Here is a 16,355-nt window from a genome sequence, read left to right as displayed (position 1 = left end):
GATGGCGAGATGAGCGATGTGGTGAGAGACCAGTTGGATGGCCGGGGCAAGCCCGGCCACGACGGAGTGAGGGGCTGGGGCCATCGCCTCCTCTCTGGCCTCGCGCTCACGCTCATCCTCGCCGTTGGCGCCTTCGTCGCCTGGGTCTACTCCCTCGGCCCGCTGCCTTTCGACGAAGCCCGCCAGGTCTCCACCACCATCGTCGATCGCAACGGCAAGCTGCTGCGCGCCTATGCGATGGCGGACGGGCGCTGGCGGCTGCCAGTCGAGACAAAGGTGAACATCGATCCGACCTATCTCAAGCTGCTGCTCGCCTATGAGGACCAGCGCTTTTACGTGCACGACGGCATCGACCCGCTGGCGCTGGGGCGCGCTGCGTTTCAGCTTGCGACGCGCGGCCACATCGTCTCGGGCGGCTCCACCATCTCAATGCAACTCGCGCGGCTCATGGAGCCGCGGCGGCAGCGCTCGCTCTATGCGAAGCTGCGGCAGATGGTTCGTGCGATCGAGATCGAGCGCAGCTTGAGCAAGGAGCAGATCCTCGACCTCTATCTGGCGCTCGCGCCTTACGGCGGCAACCTCGAAGGCATCCGCGCGGCCTCGATCGCCTATCTCGGCAAGGAGCCGAAGCGGTTGTCGCTGGCTGAAGCCGCGCTGCTGGTCGCGCTGCCGCAATCGCCGGAGACCCGGAGGCTCGACCGCTATCCCGATGCGGCGCGCAAAGCGCGTGACCGCGTGCTCGACCGCATGGTCGAGGAGCATCAGATCAGCCTCGACGATGCGGTGCAGGCCAAGGCCGTGCCGGTGCCCAAGCTGCGCAAGCCGATGCCGATCCTGGCGCCGCACGCTTCCGATGCGGCGCTTGCGACGGTCAAGGACACGCCCGTCATCAAGCTGACGCTCGATGCCAACCTCCAGAAGGTGCTGGAGCCGCTGGCGCGCGACCGCGCCATTGCGTTGGGGCAAAACATCTCGGTCGGCATCATCGTCGTCGACAATGAGAGCGGCGACGTGCTCGCCCGTGTCGGCTCGGCGGATTATTTCGACGAGCGCCGGGCAGGGCAGGTCGACATGACCCGCGCCATCCGCTCGCCGGGCTCGACGCTGAAGCCCTTCATCTACGGGCTCGCCTTCGAGGACGGCTTCGTTCACCCCGACAGTTTGATCGATGACCGCCCGGTCCGCTTCGGCTCCTACGCGCCGGAAAATTTCGACATGACGTTCCAGGGCACGGTGCCGGTGAAGAAGGCGCTGCAGCTGTCGCTCAACGTGCCCGCGATCGTCCTGCTCGATCGCGTCGGCGCGAGCCGGCTGACATCGCGGCTGCGCCAGGCCGGCGGCAATCTGGTTCTCCCCAAGGACGAGGCGCCGGGGCTTGCCATGGGCCTTGGCGGCGTCGGCGTAACGTTGCAGGACCTCGCCCAGCTCTATGCGGGCTTCGCCCGGCTCGGCACCACCAAGCCGCTGCGTGAGATCATGACTGACAAAGACGACCGCGAGTCGCTGCGGCTGCTCGATCAGGTCGCGGCCTGGCAGGTCGGCAATGTGCTGCTCGGCACGCCGCCGCCGGAGAACGCGGCTCACAACCGCATCGCCTTCAAGACCGGCACTTCCTACGGCTACCGCGACGCCTGGTCGATGGGCTTCGACGGCCGCATGACTATTGGTGTGTGGGTCGGCCGGCCCGACGGCGCACCGGTTCCGGGCCTGATCGGTCGCGTCGCCGCCGCGCCCATCCTGTTCGACGCCTTCGCCCGAAGCGGCAAGACGCTCGTCCCGTTGCCGAGGCCACCGAAGGGAACCCTGGTCGCCAGCAACGCCAAGCTGCCGTTGCCTTTGAGGCGGTTCCGCCCGCTCGGGGATCTCGTGCGGGCCGGAGGCGAACAGGCCCTGCACATCCAGTTCCCGTTGAACGGCTCGCGGATCGACGTCGATCGCTCGGGTGGCGAGGGGGGCGCAGCCATGCCGGTCAAGGTCGCGGGCGGCGTCTTGCCCATGACCGTCATGGTTAACGGAACAGCGCTCGGCGAGATCGACGGACGGCGCCAGCGGCTGATCGATCCGCCCGGTCCGGGCTTTGCGCGGCTGACAGTCATCGATGCCACGGGCGCCGCGGACACAGTTGTCATTCGAATTCAATGACCCTGCCTCAAGCGGTTGTCGGAATGACGGTTTCAGCGTAAGCGGAACCAATGGCCGAGACCTATCCCAGCCCACGTTTTGGAGCTCCCCGCGAGCCGAAAGCGCCCGCAAATCCGGGCAGCCGGCTCGTGCTCGTGCTCGATTACGCCACGGCCAGCCATGCCCGGGCGGTCGGCTTCCTGCTGCTGTGCGCGTTGCTGCTGTTCCTGCCGGGCTTCTTCACGATTCCGCCCGTCGACCGCGACGAGGCCCGCTTTGCGCAAGCGACCAAGCAAATGGTCGAGAGCGGCGATTATGTCGACATCCGTTTCCAGGAGGACGTCCGCTACAAGAAGCCGGTCGGGATCTACTGGCTGCAATCGGCGGCGGTTGAAGCTGCCTCGGCGCTCAAGCTGCCGAAGGCTGAGTTGCGGATCTGGGTGTACCGGCTGCCGTCGCTGATCGGCGCCATCGGGGCCGTGCTCATGACTTATTGGGCGGCGCTCGGCTTCGTCACGCGCCGCGCCGCTGTGCTCGCAGCACTTCTGATGTGCGCCTCCGTGCTGCTCGGCGTCGAGGCGCGGCTGGCGAAAACCGACGCGATGCTGCTGTTCTGCGTGGTCGCTGCGATGGGCGCGATGGCGCGCGCTTATCTGTCCTGGCAGCGTGCCGAGGACGAGACCCATCCGCCTTGGACCTGGCCCGCGATCTTCTGGACAGCTCTCGCCGTCGGCATCCTGATCAAGGGCCCGCTGATCCTGATGTTCGCAGGCCTGACCATCGTCGCGCTCGCGATACAGGACCGCGATTCCTCCTGGCTATGGAAGCTGCGCCCGCTCTGGGGCCTGATGTGGATGCTGGTGCTGGTGCTACCCTGGTTCGTCGCGATCTTCTGGCGCGCGGGCGATGCCTTCTTCGCCGATTCGGTCGGCGGCGACATGCTGAGCAAGTTAGGGGCCCAGGAATCCCATGGCGCGCCGCCTGGACTGTATCTGGCGCTGTTCTGGATCACGTTCTGGCCCGGCGCGCCGCTCGCGGCGATGGCAGCGCCCGCGGTCTGGCGCGCGCGGCGCGAGCCCGGCGCGCAATTCCTGCTGGCCTGGCTGGTTCCGTCCTGGATCGTGTTCGAGGTCGTGCTGACCAAGCTGCCGCATTACGTGCTGCCGCTGTACCCCGCGATCGCGATCCTCACCGCGGGTGCGCTCGAGCGGCGCGTGCTGTCGTGGTCCTGGCTGATGCGCGGCTCGGCCTGGTGGTTCGCGATCCCCGTGGCCGGCTCGATCATCGCCGTTGTCGGCGCGGTGATGCTGACGCGGCAGCCTGCTTTCGTGGCCTGGCCGTTCATCGCGGCCTCCCTGATCTTCGGCCTGTTTGCCTGGTGGCTTCACGACAATAACCACGCAGAGCGCTCGCTGCTCAACGCGCTGGTCGCAGCCCTGATGCTTGCGGTGACGGTCTACGGCATCGTGCTGCCGTCGCTGACGCCGCTGTTTCCGAGCATCGAGATCGCACGCGCGCTTCGCAACGTCACCTGCATCGGCCCGAAGGCGGCCGCCGCCGGCTATCACGAGCCGAGCCTCGTCTTCCTGACCGGTACGCAGACGCTGCTCACCGACGGCTCGGGTGCTGCGGATTTCCTGGGGCAGGGGAGCTGCCGTTTCGCGCTGATCGAGCAGCGTTCGGAGCGCGGCTTCGTGCAGCGCGCCGAGGCGATCGGGCTGCGCTACAAGGTTGGCACGCGCATCGACGGCTATAACTTCTCGCAAGGGCGTGCGATCTCGATCTCGATCTTCCGCTCGGAAGGCACCGAATAGGATGTCGGCGCCAACGGACATCGCGCCGCGCGCGAGCTATCCCGCGCAATTGCTCGCCTTGTCGGGGCGCGCCCTGGCGCAGCTCGTGCGCACGCCCTCGCATTCGCGCCGCGCCGAGGCCGCGCGAAGGCTGGCGCGGCATTCGCTGTGGCTCAGTGCGGCAGGCGCGGCCCTGGTCATCGTGCTGATGCTGGCGTTCGATCTGACCGAGATCCAGCTGATGCCGGCGCGTGGCACGCCCGGCCTGTGGCCGATCCGCATCCTCACCGATTTCGGCAAGGACGAGTATGTGCTCTCGGTGCTCGGAGGTGCGCTGGTGGTCCTGGCGCTCGTTGCAGCGGGATTGCACGGCACAAGCCGCACGTTGCTGCTCGGCGTCGGCACGCGGCTGCAGTTCATGTTTCTGTCTGTTGCGCTGTCCGCGTTCATCGCCGAGATCCTGAAATATCTCATCGGGCGCGGACGACCGTTCGTCGGCGGCAAGGCCAACCCGTTCAACTTCATCCCGTTCGAGGGGACGGGGGCTTATGCCAGCCTGCCCTCGGGTCATGCGGTGACTGCGTTCGCATTGGCGTTTGCGGTCTCGGCGCTGTGGCCGCGCCTGCGCGTGTTCATGTTCACTTACGCGATCGTGATCCTGCTGACGCGGCTGGTGCTGCTCGCGCATCACCCGAGCGACGTGGTGGCCGGCGCCCTGGTCGGCATGGTCGGCGCCATGGCGGTGCGCTACTGGTTCGCCGCCCGCAGGCTCGGCTTTGCCATCCGTGCCGACGGCACCATTGTGCCTCTTGCGGGGGCGGTCTCGGGCCGCCTCAAAAGGGTTGCCCACGGCGCATCCGCCCCATAAAAGCGGCTGCCTGCCGGGACCGCCGGTTCTCCAAAGGGCAGGCCACTTCCAACCACGAGCTTTCGATTTGTCGTCGCCCCAGCCTTCGGTTTCCCAGCCCTCGGTTTCCATTGTCGTTCCCGTGCGCAACGAAGCCGACAACATCGTGCCGCTGATCGAGGAGATCGGTGCGGCGCTCGACGGCCGCTGGGCCTATGAGATCATCTACGTCAATGACGGCTCGACGGATGCGACCGGCGAACGGCTCGGCGCGGTCATGAAGCAGCGGGACAATCTGCGACAGCTCCGCCATGCCAAATCAGGCGGTCAATCCGCGGCGGTGCGCAGCGGCGTGCGTGCGGCACGCGGCGCGATCGTGGCGACGCTCGACGGCGACGGCCAGAACAATCCGGCTTTCCTGCCGGACCTGATCGCGGCCGTCGAGAACGGAAGCAGGGTCGGACTTGCCGCGGGACAACGCGTCGGCCGCAAGGATACCGGCTTCAAGAAATTCCAGTCGCGCGTCGCCAACGGCGTTCGCAACGCGATCCTGAAGGACGGTACGCGCGACACCGGCTGCGGCCTGAAGGCGTTCCGGCGCGAGGTGTTCCTGATGATGCCCTATTTCGACGGGCTGCATCGCTTCCTGCCGGCGCTGGTGCGCCGCGAGGGCTATGAGATCGCCTATGTCGACGTGATCGACCGGCCGCGCCGCTCCGGCGTGTCAAACTACGGTTTCTTCGACCGGCTGTGGATCGGCATCATGGATCTCGTCGGCGTGTGGTGGCTGATCCGCCGCAAGAAGCCGACGCCAGATGTGACTGAGGTGCAGGCATGATCATCCAATACGGTCAGGCGCTGAGCAACTATTTCTACGACGTCTTCGTCGCCAAGTTCGATTTCTGGCTGGCGTTCGGCCTCGTCGCGCAGCTGTTCTTCACCGCCCGCTTTCTCGTGCAATGGATCGCGAGCGAGCGCGCCGGCAACAGCGTGGTGCCGATGGCGTTCTGGTTCTGCTCCATGGGCGGCGGGTTGATGACGCTGGTCTATGGCGTCGTCAAGCGCGAGCCCGTCATCATCCTCGGTCAGGCGCTCGCGACCATCATCTATATCCGCAACATCATGCTGATCGTGAAGAACCGCAGCCGCGGCTCAAGGACGCTGGAGCGCTGATCCGGGGCGACTAGCGCGGCAACGCCGACGCCGCGCCCGACGCGGGCAGGGCGGCGGTATCCGCCTCGTGCCTGCGATAAGGTTCGCCGGCCGCGTCGAGCACGGGATAGGCGACCGAGCAGATATGCGAGTGGATACGGCGCAGGTCCCGCAGCACGTCGAGATGCAGCGACGTGGTTTCGATGGTCTCGGGGCGGCCCTCGCGCAGGCGGTCGAGGTGGCGTTCCACGGCGGCAAGCTCGGTGTTGCGCAGTGCCGTCTTCTCCACCAGCAGCTTGCGGGCCTCGTTGGCGTCGCCCGACATGAAGACGCCGAAAGCGATGCGCAGCGAATCCATCGTGCGCTTGTGAAAGGCGGCCAGCTCCTCGGCGCCCTCGGGCGAGAACTGAAAGCGGCGCTTGATCTTCTTGGTCGCGAGCTCGCTCAGACTCTTGTCGATGATGTCGCCGATATGTTCGAGATTGATGGCGAAGGAGATGATCTCCATCGCGCGCCGGCCCTCGCTCTCGTCGAGGCTGCCCCGCATCAGTTTCGTCACGTAGAGCTTGATGGCTTCGTCGAGGCCATCGACGATGTTGTCCATCTTCGAGACCTGGTCGACCAGCGCGCGGTCGCCGCTCATCATCGCCGCCATCACCTTGCGCAGCATGATCTCGACGAGATCGCCCATGCGTAAGACCTCACGCGCCGCGTCGGCAAGCGCCAGCGACGGCGACTCCAGCGCGGTCTCGTCGAGATAGCGCGGCCGGGCCGGATCGGCCTCCTGAACACGATCGGGCAGGAGACGGGTCAACAGGCGCGACATGGTATCGAGCAGGCCGATGAAGATGACGGCCGTTCCGACGTTGAAGGCGATATGAAACGCCGCCGTCATCCTGGCGAGATCCGGCTGCCAGGCGTGCATATGCTGGGCGATGGCGCTCAGGAAAGGCAGGACCAGAACGATTCCGACCACCCGGTTGATGAGATTGCCCACCGGCAGGCGATAGCTCGCGGGATCGTCGCGCTTGGCGCCCTCGAACACGGGATTGATGGCACTGCCGAGATTGGCACCAAGCACCATTGCCAAAGCCGCGTAAGGCGAGATGAACTGCGAATAGGCCAGCGACATGATCAGCAGCACGCTGGCGACGCTCGAATGCACCGCCCACGTGACGAGCGCTGCAATCACGATGCACAGAACGGGATCGGCCGTAATGGAAGACATCACGACGCGAACGCCCGGCGCATTCTCGGCCGGCGCTAGGGTGTCGAGCAGGATGTGCAGCGACAGCAGCATCAGTCCGAGACCGATCAAGACACGGCCGACATCCTTGATCCGCGAGCGCGGACCCACTCGGAAGGCGACCAGTCCGAGCACGAACAAGACCGGCGCGACGGCGGCGATGTTGAACGACAGCACCTGCACGATCAACGTCGTGCCGACATTGGCGCCGAGCATGATGGCGAGCGCGGTGACCAGGCTGAGCAGGCCCTCGGCTGCGAACGAGCTCGTGAGCAGCGCGGTCGCGGTGCTGCTCTGAAGAAGCGCCGTCAGCCCGAGACCGGCGGCAAACGCGTTGAAGCGGTTACCAAGCGCCTTGCCGAGCAGCCGTCGCAGGTCAGGGCCAAAGGCGCGCAGAATCCCGCTGTGGACCATGTGCAGGCCCCACAGCAACAGCGCCACGCCGCCCATCAGATCGAGCAGTACCAACGTTCCCATGCTCCGAGTCCGGATTGGAGTCGAGTGGTGAGGCTAGCGCCAAACGACGGGGGATCAAACCATTTGTTGGCGCGTCGGCGTTAACGTTTGCGGCTTCTGCACGTTCCTGCGTCGCGCGTTGGAGCGTCCGCCAGCGCGGTTGCCGCGCCCCGAGGCGCGATGCCTTGTGAGCAGGCTCACATTGCTGCCTTGAGGGCAGCGAAGCCGCGATCGAGGTCGGCCTTGAGGTCATCGACGCTTTCGAGCCCGATGTGCAGACGCAGCGTCGGACCGCCGGGCGACCATTTCGTGGCTGTGCGATAGGCGTCGCAATCGAACGGAATCGCGAGGCTCTCGAAGCCACCCCAGGAAAAGCCCATGCCGAACAGCTTTAGCGTGTCGAGCATGGTGTCGACCGCCTTCTGCGGTGCCGGCTTCAAGACGATGCTGAACAGGCCGGAGGCGCCAGTGAAGTCGCGCTTCCAGATCGCATGGCCCGGATCGGTCTCCAACGCCGGATGCAGCACGCGCGCCACCTCGGGACGGCTCGCAAGCCAGCGTGCCATGTCGAGCCCGGAGCGATGATGCTGCGCCAGCCGCACCGACAGCGTGCGCAGGCCGCGCAGCGCCAAAAAGACGTCATCGGGACCGGCGCAGACGCCGAGCAGGCGGATGCCTTCGGCGATCTGCGGCCAGGCTCTGGCATTGGCCGAGATGGTGCCGAACATGATGTCGGAATGACCGCCGATATATTTGGTGGCGGCCTGCATGCTGATGTCGACGCCCTGTTCGAGCGAGCGGTGATAGAGCGGCGTCGCCCAGGTGTTGTCGTCGATGACGAGCGCGCCGCGCGCATGTGCGACCTGGGCGATGACGCGGATGTCGGGCATCTCGAAGGACTGCGAGCCGGGCGCCTCGACCAGCACCGCGCTTGTGTTGGGCCTGAACAGCTTGTCGACGGCGGCGCCGATCATCGGATCGAAGTAGGTGGTCTCGACGCCGTAGCGGGTGAGCATGCCGTTGCAGAAATTGCGCGTGGGCCGATAGACGTTGTCACAGACCAGGATGTGATCGCCGGTTTTCAGCACCGAGAGCAGGGTGGTGGAGATCGCCGACAGCCCCGACGGCACGATGCCGACGCCGGCGCATTGCGGCCCCTCCAGCGCCATCAGGGTCTCCTGGAACGCCTTGGTGGTGGGGGAACCGTGACGGCCATAGGTGAACTCGCCGCGATGGGCGTGCAGGTCCTCGGCAGTCGGATAGAGCACCGTGGAGCCGTGGAAGACCGGCGGATTGACGAACCCCTTCTGCGCCTTGGTGTCGCGGCCGGAGGTGACCAGCCGGGTCTCGGCGTGCTGCTCTTGGGGGTGCGAGGAATCCATGCGTCTGCTTTCAAAACGGCGTTTCCGCCGGGCGCGCTGCGCCCGCGGGCTGGCCGAAAGGCCGCTGTTGTTAATAACAGAACACAGAAGAGTCCCGTCAACCCCTTGACCCGGCACGCCAGTCGTTCTGTTATCGCAGGTGCTACTCAGTCGCCGCATGTTGAGGGGCCTGCTGCGACCTTCGATCCATCGCCTGACCGGACCTTGCGCCACAGCCGTGACGGCGGGCGCCTTTCGGCGGGGATTAAGGTAGGGCCTCCCGGGATCGGCGGGTGTTTGGCAAGGTTTCCAGCACGACTGTTTCCAGCACGACTCTTGCAAGGCTGGTCTTGATGCGGCTAGCCCTGGCAGAGACGATCCCAAAGACCACGTTCCCGACCTTGAGACGACTTTGAAAGGCCTAAAGCCCATGAAACGCGTAACCCTGGCTCTCACTCTCGCTGTCGCCGCCGGCTTGACTGCCCAAGCCGCCGATGCGCAAACGCTCAAGACCGTCAAGGACCGGGGCATGCTGTCCTGCGGCGTCAGTCAGGGCCTGCCCGGCTTCTCCTCGCCGGACGACAAGGGCAACTGGACCGGGCTCGACGTCGACGTCTGCCGCGCGATCGCCGGGGCGATCTTCAACGATCCGACCAAGGTCAAGTACGTGCCGCTGTCCGCGAAGGACCGCTTCACGGCGCTGCAATCCGGCGAAGTCGATGTGCTGTCGCGCAACACCACCTGGACCATTTCGCGCGACACCTCGCTCGGCGCCAACTTCACCGGCGTGACCTATTATGACGGACAGGGTTTCATGGTGAAGAAGTCGCTCAAGGTGAACTCGGCGCTTGAGCTCAACAGCGCCTCGGTCTGCGTCCAGACCGGCACCACCACCGAGCAGAATCTCGCCGACTACTTCAAGGCCAACAACATGAAGTACGAGGTGATCGCATTCGGCACCAACGACGAAACGGTCAAGGCCTACGAGGCGGGGCGCTGCGACGTCTTCACCACCGACCAGTCGGGCCTGTACGCCAACCGTCTGAAGCTTGCCAATCCCGGTGATCACATGGTGCTCCCGGAAATCATCTCGAAGGAGCCGCTCGGACCGATGGTGCGCCACGGCGACGACCAGTGGTTCGACATCGTGAAGTGGACGCTGTTTGCCCTGATCACCACCGAAGAGCTCGGCGTGACCGCCAAGAACGTCGATGAGAAAGCGAAGCTGGAAAATCCGGAGATGAAGCGCGTCCTCGGCACCGACGGCAATTTCGGTGAACAGCTCGGCTTGAGCAAGGACTGGGTGGTGCGCATCGTGAAGGCCGTCGGCAATTACGGCGAAGTGTTCGACCGCAATGTCGGCGCGGGTTCGCCGCTCGCCATCAATCGGGGTCTCAACAATCTCTGGAACAAGGGCGGTCTCCAGTACGCGCCGCCGATCCGCTGATACCGCCTGACCCGCGCTCGCGGCGATGAGCACCGAAGCCCGCAAACCGCCGCCCCAGATCGCGCTGAAGATCAGGCGCGTGCTGGGCGGCAAGACAGGCTGGAACGGCATCGCCGTCCAGTTTGCCTTCGCTGCGATCCTGGGCTGGATCGCCTATGAAATCGTCTCCAACGCCCGCGCCAACCTCGAGAACCAGCACATTGCCGCCGGCTTCGGCTTTCTCGGAAACAACGCCGGTTTCGACGTCAATCAGACGCTGATCCCGTATACCGGCTCGGACACGTTCCTGCGCGTGTTCCTGGTCGGGCTCCTCAACACGCTCGTGGTCTCGGTGGTGGGCATCTTCTTTGCCACCGTGATCGGCTTCATCGTCGCGCTGTGCCGGCTGTCGCCCAACTGGCTGCTCGCGCGCGTCGGCGAGATCTATGTCGAGATCATCCGAAACCTGCCGCTGCTGTTCCAGATCCTGTTCTGGTACCTGGCAGTGCTCGCGGCTTTGCCCAATCCGCGGCAGAGCATTTCGCTGCTCGGCATCGCCTTCGTCAGCAATCGCGGTCTCGTCATTCCCCGCCCGATCGGCGAGAGCGGCTTCGAGGCGTTTCTTGCGGTGCTGGCGTTCGGCATGGTGGCGTCGCTGGCGCTGCGCATCTATGCGCGCCGGGCGCTGTTCCAGCGGGGCCAGATGATCCGGATCTGGCCTTATGTGCTGGGCCTGCTGTTCGGGCTGCCGCTCATCACCATGCTGGTATCAGGTTTGCCCTTCACCTTCGAGCTGCCGCAGCTCAAGGGCTTCAATTTCGCCGGCGGCTCGCGGATCATCCCCGAGTTCGTGGCGCTCACGTTGGCCTTGTCGACCTATACCGCCGCCTTCATCGCCGAGATCGTGCGCGCGGGCATTCTCTCCGTCCACAGCGGACAGATGGAGGCGGGAGCGTCGCTGGGCCTGAGCCGCGGCACCACGCTCCGCCTGATCGTGGTGCCGCAGGCAATGCGCGTCATCGTTCCGCCGCTGACCAATCAGTATCTCAATCTCACCAAGAATTCGTCGCTGGCCGTCGCGATCGGCTATCCTGACCTCGTCTCCGTGTTCGCCGGCACGTCGCTAAGCCAGACCGGACAGGCCATCGAGATCATCGCCATGACGATGGGCGTCTATCTCCTGATCTCGCTGATCACCAGTGCCGTCATGAGCGTCTACGGTTGGCGCGTCAGCCGGAGTCTCGGCGCATGAGCGATATCGCCTCGTCCAGCTTCGTCCGCCAGGACCTTCTCAATGAGCGTCCCGCGCCGGTGAAGACCACGGGCTTCATCGGCCTGGTGCGGACCCGCCTGTTTAACTCGCCGACCAACATCCTGCTCACGATCATCGGCGCCTTGCTGCTCTGGTTCACCATCATTCCTTCCGTCAAGTTTCTCGTGGTGGATGCAGTCTGGACCGGCAAGGATCGCACGGCCTGCCTCGCCGAGAACGCCGGCTTTGTGGTCGGTGCCTGCTGGCCCTACATCCAGGCCAAGCTGCCGCAACTGATCTACGGCTTCTACCCCGAAGCCGAACGCTGGCGGGTCAACCTCACGCTCGTCCTCGCCGTGCTCCTGTTGTTGCCGTTGCTCATTCCGCGGCTGCCGTCGAAAGGCCTGAACGCCGGCCTGTTCTTCTTCGCGTTTCCATTGGTTGCATTCTTTCTGCTGCATGGTGGCGGCATCAAGGGATTCGGCCTGAGCTGGACGGCTGACCTGCTGCAATTATTCGACGACAGCATCATCGGCGCGGGACAGGCGCTGCTCAGTCTCGCCAAGACCTCTGCTGCTGCTCCGCTGTTGTGGGTCGTCGGCAATTTGATCGTGCTGGTCGGTACCGCGATCTCCTGGCTGATCTTTCCGCTGACCTGGTTGCGCGACCAGCTCCAGGGGACGGGCCAGTCGGTCTGGGCCGATTTCGCCATCACGGCCGCGATCGTCTCCCTGATCGCCTTCGTTCTCGGTGGCGGCGTCCGCACCGGCGGGCGGGCCCTGGCATCCAGCATCGCCACTTTCGTCGCCATCGCAATCGTGATCAAGTTGATGGGGCTCGATCACGGCGGACTGCCGATCGTGCAGACGAACCTGTGGGGCGGACTTCTGGTGACGCTGGTGGTCTCCGTCACCGGCATCGTCACCTCGCTGCCGATCGGCATTGCGCTGGCGCTTGGCCGCCGCTCGACCATTCCGCTGATCCGAATCTTCTCGATCGCCTTCATCGAGTTCTGGCGCGGCGTGCCGCTGATCACCGTGCTGTTCTTCGCCACCTACATGCTGCCGCTGTTTCTGCCGGGCAATTTCACGGTTGATGGTCTCGTGCGTGCGCTGATCGGCATTTCGCTGTTTACGGGCGCCTATCAGGCCGAGAACGTCCGCGGCGGGCTGGCTGCGATCCCGCGCGGGCAGGGCGAGGCGGCTGCGGCATTGGGACTGTCCTGGTGGAAGACGACCTCGCTGATCGTACTGCCGCAGGCGCTCCGCCATGTCATTCCGAACCTCGTCAACAGCTTCATCTCGCTGTTCAAGGACACGTCGCTGGTTTCGATCGTGGCGCTGTTCGATCTCCTGGGCTCGCTTCGGGCGTCGTTCTCGGATCCGAAATGGTCGTCGCCCTCGACCGCGTTCACCGGGTTCGCTTTCGCCGGGATCATCTACTTCATCTTCTGCTTTGGAATGTCACGCTACTCGCTCTTCGTCGAGCATCGCCTCAACGCTCACCGCCGCAACTGATCGAGCTCACCATGTCCGACCCCATCGTCAAGATTTCCGGCCTGAACAAATGGTACGGCGAGTTTCACGTGCTGCGCGACATCGACCTTGCGGTCGCGAAAGGCGAGCGCATCGTGATCTGCGGCCCCTCCGGCTCGGGCAAGTCGACGCTGATCCGCTGCATCAATGCGCTGGAGGAATTTCAGGAGGGCGAGATCGTCGTTGACGGCATCGAGCTCGGGCCGAACCTGAAGCACGTCGATGCCGTGCGGCGCGAAGTCGGCATGGTGTTCCAGAGCTTCAACCTGTTCCCGCACCTGACCGTGCTGGACAATTGCACGCTGGCGCCGATCTGGGTGCGCAACATCCCCAAGAGGGACGCCGAGGCGGCGGCGATGAAGTTTCTGGAGCGGGTCAAGATCCCGCACCAGGCCAACAAGTTTCCGGGACAGATGTCCGGCGGGCAGCAGCAGCGCGTCGCGATCGCCCGCGCGCTGACGATGAACCCGAAGGTGATGCTGTTCGACGAGCCGACCTCGGCGCTCGACCCCGAAATGGTCAAGGAGGTGCTGGACACCATGGTCGACCTCGCCGAGGAGGGCATGACCATGCTGGTCGTAACCCACGAGATGGGCTTTGCCCGCGAGGTCGCCAACCGCGTGGTGTTCATGGACGCCGGCCAGATCATCGAAGCCAACACACCCAACGAGTTCTTCGCGGCCCCGCAGCACGCCCGCACAAAACTGTTCTTGAGCCAGATCCTGCGCTGAGCGCTATTGTGCGTTGGCTGCGGAAGGTGGCGACGTTGCGTAGCAGGCCGGCAGCGCCGGGCCGCTGAGCTCCGGGAAATCCCGGGGTATCACCGCGCCAGCTGACCGGCCGGTCAGGCTTGCGAATCAGCTAGACTCTGCCCGGACCATCCTCCGGAGACACACCTTGCAGAGCAGTGGCGGCGGCGCGCGCGCATTCCAGAACGCGCGATTGCAGAAGAAATTGATAAAGCAGGCGGATGCCGTCCTCTCCGCCGCGGCTGCCGCCTATGGTCAGGGCCGATATGCGGAGACCGAGGCGCTCTGCCGTGAGATCCTGAAAGCGCTTCCGGATCATGTCGACGCCATGCACCTGCTCGGCATGTGCGCGCATGACGGCCGGCGCCTCGAGGAGGCGCAACAGCTGCTCGAGCGCGTGATTGCGCTGGATCCGCGCCTGCACGATGCCCACAACAACCTCGCGACCGTGCATTTCGACCTCGGCAATTACGAGGAGGCGCGGCGGTGCCAGGAGAGGGCCATCGCGCTGAAGCCGAATTTCGCGGTCGCGCTGACCAATCTCGGCAATACGCTGATGCATCTGGGCCAGTACGAACAGGCGCTCGAGCTGCACGAGCGCGCCATCAAGATCAAGCCGGACTATGCCGATGCGTTCTGCAATCGCGGCATGGTCGAGATTGTGCTTGGACAGATCATGCGCGCCAAGGAAAGCTTCGACCGCGCCCTGCTGTTTCAGCCCCGCCACGCCGAGGCCATCGTCGGCAGCGGCATGGTCAGCATGGAGCTGCGGCACCACGACGAGGCGGCGGCGAAGCTTGCCATGGCGCTGGCGATCAAGCCCGGCTCGCCGCGAATCCTGGCCCAGCGCGGGCGGCTCAGTTACGAACTGCAGCGCCTGGAGCCGGCGCTCGCGGATTTCGAGGCCGCGCTTGCGATCTCGCCCAAGCTCGAACTGGCGCTCCGGGGCAAGGCTCAGACCTGCCTCGTGATGGGAAAGACCGCGCAGGCCATGGCAGCCGCGACGGCCCTGATCGAGCAAAATCCACGCTCCGAGATGGGGCTGGCGCTGATGGGCTTCTCTTATTCGAACCAGGGGGACATGGACGTCGCGATCGAATATCTCGATCGCGCGCTGGCGGTCCGGCCGGATTATGGAGATGCGATCAGAGGAAAGATCTTCCTGGAGGACTACCGCGCCGAGGCTGATTTCGTCGTCCAGCAGGCGGTGCGAAAGACGTGGTGGGACCAGATCGGCTCCAAGCAGCCGCGAAGGGAGCTGCCGAAGCGGCCGCTGGATCCGGACAAGCGGATCGTGGTCGGCTATGTCGCTGCCGAATTCCGACAGCACTCCGCGGGGCTGACGCTGCTGCCGGTGCTGCGCCAGCATGATCACACCCAATTTGAAGTCATCTGCTACTACTCCTGGCCGGGCGCGGACGAGTACACCGCCATGTTCAAATCATTGGCGGACGTCTGGGTCGATGCCTGGGGGCTCTCGGACGACGAGCTCGCCGATCGTATCCAGGCCGACAATGTCGACATCCTGATCGACGTTTCGGGCCACACGACCGGCAACCGGCTGCAGTGTTTCGCGCGGAAGCCGGCTCCGGTCCAGGCCACGGGCTTCGGACACGCGACGGGCACGGGCATGCCGACCATGGACTATGTGCTCGCCGACCCCATTTTCATTCCACCGTCGGTCCGGCATTTGTTTGCCGAAAAGATCCACGATCTGCCGTGCCTGATCACAATAGAGCCCGTCACCAATCTGCAGCCGCCCGATCTGCCGATGCTCCGCAACGGCTACGTCACATTCGGCGTGTTCAACCGCATCTACAAGATCTCGGATGATGCGATCCGCGTGTGGTCGCGCATCATGCGGGAACTGCCGGGATCGAAGATCATCCTCAAGCATGGTTTGCTCGATGATCAGCTGCTGCGCCACAGCCTGGTCGCACGCTTCATCGCGCAGGGCATTGCGGAGGAGGACATCACGTGCCTCGGCACCACCTCACGCGACGATCACCTGATGGCCTTTGGCAACATCGATATTTCCCTCGACACGTTCCCGCAAAATGGTGGCATCAGCACCTGGGAATCCCTCTACAAGGGCGTTCCCGTCGTCGCCAAGCTCGGCATCGGAGCCTCCTCGCGTGCCGGCGCCTCCATCGTGACCGCCGTCGGCCTCGGCGACTGGGTCGCCGAGGACGACGATGGCTACGTCGAGATCGCCCGCAAGTTTGCCTCGCAGCCCGGGTATCTGGCGAAGTTGCGCGCAGGGCTGCCGGCGCAAATCGCAGCCTCGCCCGCCGGCAATGTCGAGATCTACACGCGCGAGCTCGAAGCGGGTTACCGCCAGTTCTGGCGAGACTATTGCGCTGCTGCCGCGGAAGGCGGCGGCGCTGCATAGGCGGGGCAGGCGCCAGGTCATTCCG

12 protein-coding genes are annotated in these 16,355 nt (G+C 65.0%); 10 read left to right on the top strand and 2 right to left on the bottom strand.

Annotated features, from left to right (window positions below):
* The first annotated feature begins 9 nt into the window (after nt 1–9).
* The 5 genes from pbpC to IVA88_RS21525 all read left to right on the top strand — a co-directional run bounded on the left by pbpC (nt 10) and on the right by IVA88_RS21525 (nt 5,934).
* Nucleotides 10–2,142: a penicillin-binding protein 1C gene (pbpC, locus tag IVA88_RS21545; protein ID WP_247499182.1), complete on the top strand. Its 2,133-nt coding sequence runs from the start codon at nt 10–12 to the stop codon at nt 2,140–2,142.
* 50 nt (nt 2,143–2,192) lie between these two features.
* Nucleotides 2,193–3,935 (top strand): glycosyltransferase family 39 protein, encoded by a 1,743-nt coding sequence (locus tag IVA88_RS21540; RefSeq protein ID WP_247499181.1) that lies wholly within the window; start codon nt 2,193–2,195, stop codon nt 3,933–3,935.
* Between the two features lies 1 nt (nt 3,936).
* Nucleotides 3,937–4,782: a phosphatase PAP2 family protein gene (locus IVA88_RS21535; RefSeq protein ID WP_247499180.1), complete on the top strand. Its 846-nt coding sequence runs from the start codon at nt 3,937–3,939 to the stop codon at nt 4,780–4,782.
* Between the two features lie 67 nt (nt 4,783–4,849).
* A complete protein-coding gene (locus tag IVA88_RS21530) occupies nt 4,850–5,599 on the top strand; it encodes a glycosyltransferase family 2 protein (RefSeq protein WP_249811326.1) in 750 nt (249 codons plus the stop codon).
* Entirely contained in the window at nt 5,596–5,934 is a 339-nt protein-coding gene (locus IVA88_RS21525; RefSeq protein WP_211395887.1) for a lipid-A-disaccharide synthase N-terminal domain-containing protein, read from the top strand. Before IVA88_RS21530 ends, IVA88_RS21525 begins: the two co-directional genes overlap by 4 nt.
* Nucleotides 5,935–5,944: 10 nt before the next feature.
* Here the strand turns inward: IVA88_RS21525 and IVA88_RS21520 are convergent, their stop codons facing one another.
* Nucleotides 5,945–7,636 carry a Na/Pi cotransporter family protein gene (locus IVA88_RS21520; protein ID WP_247499178.1) on the bottom strand — a complete coding sequence of 564 codons (1,692 nt, stop codon included), beginning with the start codon at nt 7,634–7,636 and terminating at the stop codon, nt 5,945–5,947.
* Between the two features lie 176 nt (nt 7,637–7,812).
* The gene (gene metC, locus IVA88_RS21515; protein ID WP_247499177.1) at nt 7,813–8,997 is read right to left on the bottom strand and encodes a cystathionine beta-lyase; all 1,185 of its coding nucleotides are present in this window, start codon (nt 8,995–8,997) and stop codon (nt 7,813–7,815) included.
* Nucleotides 8,998–9,406: 409 nt separating this feature from the next.
* Here metC and IVA88_RS21510 point away from each other — a divergent pair, with 409 nt between their 5' ends.
* The 5 genes from IVA88_RS21510 (at nt 9,407) to IVA88_RS21490 (ending at nt 16,330) form a co-directional block, all read left to right on the top strand.
* Nucleotides 9,407–10,423, top strand: a complete 1,017-nt coding sequence (locus IVA88_RS21510; RefSeq protein ID WP_247499176.1) for an amino acid ABC transporter substrate-binding protein — start codon at nt 9,407–9,409, stop codon at nt 10,421–10,423.
* 25 nt (nt 10,424–10,448) lie between these two features.
* The gene (locus IVA88_RS21505; RefSeq protein WP_247499175.1) at nt 10,449–11,654 is read left to right on the top strand and encodes an ABC transporter permease subunit; all 1,206 of its coding nucleotides are present in this window, start codon (nt 10,449–10,451) and stop codon (nt 11,652–11,654) included.
* On the top strand, nt 11,651–13,171 hold the full coding sequence (locus IVA88_RS21500; protein ID WP_247499174.1) for an amino acid ABC transporter permease: 1,521 nt from the start codon (nt 11,651–11,653) through the stop codon (nt 13,169–13,171). The genes IVA88_RS21505 and IVA88_RS21500 overlap by 4 nt, the downstream gene beginning before the upstream one ends.
* Before the next feature lie 11 nt (nt 13,172–13,182).
* Nucleotides 13,183–13,920 carry an amino acid ABC transporter ATP-binding protein gene (locus IVA88_RS21495; RefSeq protein ID WP_249811324.1) on the top strand — a complete coding sequence of 246 codons (738 nt, stop codon included), beginning with the start codon at nt 13,183–13,185 and terminating at the stop codon, nt 13,918–13,920.
* Between the two features lie 166 nt (nt 13,921–14,086).
* Entirely contained in the window at nt 14,087–16,330 is a 2,244-nt protein-coding gene (locus tag IVA88_RS21490) for a tetratricopeptide repeat protein (RefSeq protein WP_247499173.1), read from the top strand.
* Nucleotides 16,331–16,355 lie beyond the last annotated feature (25 nt).

Origin of the sequence: Bradyrhizobium sp. 149 (genome assembly GCF_023073915.1) — a bacterium.
Classification (GTDB): Bacteria; Pseudomonadota; Alphaproteobacteria; order Rhizobiales; family Xanthobacteraceae; genus Bradyrhizobium.
The sequence above is the reverse complement of the archived record's forward strand: the minus strand, read 5'-3'. Positions and strand labels throughout refer to the sequence as shown.